Consider the following 4,505-nt stretch of genomic DNA (forward strand, 5'->3'; position numbering starts at 1 on the left):
GAACCGGTCACCGAGGCGGAGTCCGGCGGTGAGGGCGTCGCTTCCTTGGCCCCGGGTGTGGTGCCGCTGGTGCTGTCCGGGCGGTCGGCGGAGGCCTTGAGGGCGCAGGCCGCACGGCTCCTTGCCCGTATCGAGGCCGACCCCGCCCTGCGCGCGGTGGACCTGGGACACTCCCTGGCCACGCAGCGCTCGCACTTCGATCACCGCGCCGTGGTCCTGGCGGACGACTGGGAGACCGCCGTACGCGGTCTGGCCGCTGTGTGCGTGGGCGAGCCCGACCGGGCCGCGGTCGTGGGTGAGAACGAGGCCGGCCGTACGGCCGTCCTGTTCTCGGGTCAGGGTTCGCAGCGGCTGGGTATGGGGCGTGAGTTGTATGCGCGGTTCCCGGTGTTCGCGGAGGCGTTCGATGCCGTGTGTGCGGTTTTGGACGGGCACTTGGGGTGTCCGCTGCGTGAGGTGGTGTGGGGTGAGGACGAGTCCGTCCTCGATGGCACCGCGTATGCGCAGGCGGGTCTGTTCGCCGTCGAGGTGGCGTTGTTCCGGCTGGTGGAGTCGTGGGGTGTGCGGCCGGAGTTCGTGGCGGGGCATTCGATCGGTGAGGTGGCGGCGGCGCATGTGGCCGGGGTGTTCTCGCTGGAGGATGCCTGTGCTCTGGTGGCGGCGCGTGGCCGGCTGATGCAGGCGCTGCCGGCGGGTGGCTCCATGGTGGCGGTGGAGGCCACGGAGGCGGAGGTACTTGAGCACCTGGAAGATTTCGCGGGTGTGTCGGTCGCTGCGGTGAACGGCCCGTCGTCGGTGGTCGTTTCCGGTGTCGAGGAGGCCGTTGGGGCGGTGGCCGAGGTGTTCCGGGAGCAGGGACGGCGGGTGAGCCGGCTGCGGGTTTCGCACGCGTTCCATTCGCCGCTGATGGAGCCGATGCTCGGTGCGTTCCGTGAGGTGGTTGCGGGGCTGTCGTTCGGTGAGCCGCGGGTGCCGGTGGTGTCCAATGTGACCGGCCGGGTGGCGGAGGCCGGTGAGCTGGCGGGTCCGGACTACTGGGTGCGTCATGTGCGTGAGGCGGTGCGTTTCGACGACGGTGTGCGGGCTCTGGTGGAGCAGGGTGTGTCGCGGTTCGTGGAGCTGGGTCCGGACGGTGTGCTCTGCGGGATGGCGCGGGAGCGCGCTGGTGAGGACGCGGTCCTGGTCCCGCTGCTGCGCAAGGACCGCGAGGAAGTCACCGCCGCGCTGGCCGCTCTGGCCGAGCTGCACGTGTCAGGCGTCGCCGCCGACTGGGGGACCGTCCTCCACGGCACCGGCGCCCGTGCCGTCGACCTGCCGACGTACGCCTTCCAGCACGAGTACTTCTGGCCGACGGGCGCCGTCGCCGGCACCGGGGACATCAGGCTGGTCGGCCTCGGCGCGGCCGGGCACCCCCTGCTGGGCGCGGCCGTGGAACTCGCGGCCGAAGACGGGGTGGTGTTCACGGGCCGACTGTCGGCCCAGTCGCACCCCTGGCTGGCGGACCACGCCGTCCAGGGCACGGTACTGGTGCCGGGCACGGCCCTGTTGGAGCTGGCCGTCCGGGCCGGCGACGAGGTCGGCTGCGACGCGGTCGAGGAACTGACCCTGCCGGCACCGCTCGTACTGCCCGAGCGCGGTGCCGTGCGCATCCAGGTGAGTGTCGGCCACCCGGACGACTCCGGACGCCGCACGATCACGGTGCACTCCCGGGACGACGCCGGTGACGAGCGGCAGCCGTGGACGCTCAACGCCGAAGGCGTTCTGGCCCCGGACACGGTGGCTCCCGAGTTCGACGCCTCGGTGTGGCCGCCGCGCGATGCCGAGCCGGTCGACGTGAGCGACTGCTACGAGAGGCTCGCCGACGCCGGCCTCCGTTACGGCCCCGTCTTCCAGGGGCTGCGCGCCGCTTGGCGTCGCGGCGACGAGGTGTTCGCCGAGGTCGCCCTGAGCGAGGCGACGGACGGTACGGCCTACGGCCTGCACCCGGCGCTCTCCGACGCGGCCCTGCACGCCTCGTTCGCCTTTGGCGACAGTGACGCTCCGGGCGGAGTGCCGTTCGTCTGGGAGGGCGTGTCGCTGCACGCGTCCGGCGCATCGGCGCTGCGGGTCCGGCTGGCCCGGACCGGGGACGACACCCTGGCCGTGCACATGGCCGACCCCTCCGGGGCGCCGGTCGCCTCCGTCGAGTCCCTGACGGTGCGCGCGGCCACTGCGGGTGTACGCCCCGACGACGCCTCCCGGGCGTTGTACCGAGTGGAGTGGGTTCCGGCCCGCGGTGCCGACAGCAAAGCCCTTTCGGGCCAGGTGGGCGTGCTGGGCACGATCGGGACGGCGGGGCTGGCGGGCCTGTCGGGTGACGGGGTCGTGGCGTTCGCGGATCTGGCGGACCTCGCAGGTGCGGGTGAGGTGCCGGGGACGGTGCTGGTCGGTGCCGGTGCTACCGGTGGTGCTGATGTGGCCGGTTCCGTGCACGGCGCTGCGATCCGGGCGCTGGGGTTGATCCGTTCCTGGCTGGTGGAGGAGCGGTTCGCCGAGTCGCGCCTGGTGTTCGTCACCCGTGACGCCGAGGGCGCTGCCGACCTGCCCACCGCCGCTGTGCGGGGCTTGGTGCGCTCCGCGTCGCTGGAGCACCCGGGCCGCTTCGGTCTCCTGGACGTGGAGCACGGAACGGACATCGGAGCGCTGACCGCGGCCCTCTCCGTGCAGGAGACGGAGACCGCCGTACGGGACGGCGAAGTACGGGTGCCGCGGCTGACGCGGGTGGTCTCCGCCGCTGACACCGGCAGCCCGGCGACCGACGTCCCGTGGTCGGACTCGGACGGCGGAACGGTGCTGGTGACCGGCGGTACGGGCGGTCTGGGCCGGATCTTCGCGCGGCACCTGGTCGTGGAGCACGGCGTACGGGATCTGCTTCTCGTGAGTCGGCGCGGGCCGGCCGCCGAGGGCATCGACGCCGTGACGGCCGAGCTGACCGGTCTGGGCGCCCGCGTCTCGGTCGCGGCGTGCGACCTGGCCGACCGTACGGCCGTCGAAGCCTTGCTCGCCGGGGTGCCGGCCGACCGCCCGGTCCGGACGGTGGTGCACGCGGCCGGTGTGCTGGACGACGGGACTGTGGAGTCGCTGACGTCGGAGCGTCTGGCGGGTGTGCTGCGTCCGAAGGTGGACGCGGCGTGGAACCTGCACGAGGCGACCAAGGACCTCGATCTCGACGCCTTCGTCCTCTTCTCCTCGGTGGCGGGGACGTTCGGCAGCGCGGGCCAGGCCGCTTATGCGGCGGGCAATGCCTTCTTGGACGCGCTCGTGGAACACCGCCGCTCCTCCGGGATGCCCGCCACCTCCCTGGTGTGGGGTCCGTGGTCGCAGGCAGCGGGGATGACGGAGGGGCTGTCGGAGACGGACCGGCGGCGTATCGCGCGCTCGGGGCTGCCGGCGGTCACGGCGGGGCAGGGCACGGCGTTGTTCGACGCGGCCCTGGCCTCGGGCGAGCCGGTCGTCCTCCCCGTACGCCTCGATCTGGCCGCACTGCGCGGCCGGGAGGACGTTCCGAATCTGCTGCGCGGCCTCGTCCGTGCGCGCAGGCGTCGTTCGGCGGCCGGTGGGTCGGCGGCGACGGCGGGCCTGGTACAGCGCCTGGAGGCTCTGGAAGAGGCCGAGCGCCGCGAGATGATGCTGGATCTGGTGCGTGGTCAGGTCGCGCTCGTTCTCGGTCACTCGGGTGCGCAGACGGTCCATCCCGACCGGGCTTTCCAGGATCTGGGCTTCGATTCGCTGACGGCGGTGGAGCTGCGTAACCGGCTGGGCAAGGCGACGGGGCTGCGGTTGGCGGCGACGGTGGTGTTCGACTACCCGACGGCCACGCTTCTGGCCGGTCATCTGCTGGACGGTGTTCTCGGTACGGAGGCGGCGGCGGTGGTGCCGGTGGCGGCGTTGCCGTCGGTGGCGGACGATCCGGTGGTGATCGTCGGGATGGCGTGCCGTTATCCGGGTGGGGTCGCTTCGCCCGAGGATCTGTGGCGTGTTGTGTCGGAGGGTGTGGACGCGGTCTCGGAGTTCCCGTCGGACCGTGGCTGGGATGTGGAGTCGCTGTACAACCCGGACCGTGAGGCGTCGGGTACCACTTACACCAGGGCCGGTGGTTTCCTGCACGACGCCGGTGCTTTCGATGCCGAGTTCTTCGGGATGAGTCCGCGGGAGGCGGTGGCCACGGACGCGCAGCAGCGGTTGCTGCTGGAGACGACGTGGGAGGCCATTGAGCGCGCCGGCATCGACCCGGTGTCGCTGCGTGGCAGCCAGACAGGCGTCTTCGCCGGCGTCATGTACCACGACTATGCCAACCTGCTGGCCGGTCCCGAGTTCGAGGGATACCAGGGCAGCGGGAGCGCCGGCAGTATCGCGTCGGGTCGTGTGTCGTACACGTTCGGGTTCGAGGGTCCGGCGGTGACGGTGGATACGGCGTGTTCGTCGTCTCTCGTCGCTATGCACTGGGCGGCGCAGGCGTTGCGTTC

At 72.2% G+C, this 4,505-nt stretch carries 1 protein-coding gene; it reads left to right on the top strand.

The window, feature by feature from the left end:
• Positions 1 to 4,505, top strand: a 4,505-nt coding sequence (locus tag ACIQ6R_RS37010; RefSeq protein ID WP_404226435.1) for an SDR family NAD(P)-dependent oxidoreductase, incomplete at both ends; no start/stop codon positions are given.

Origin of the sequence: Streptomyces sp. NPDC096048, from assembly GCF_044763415.1 — a bacterium.
GTDB lineage: Bacteria > Actinomycetota > Actinomycetes > Streptomycetales > Streptomycetaceae > Streptomyces.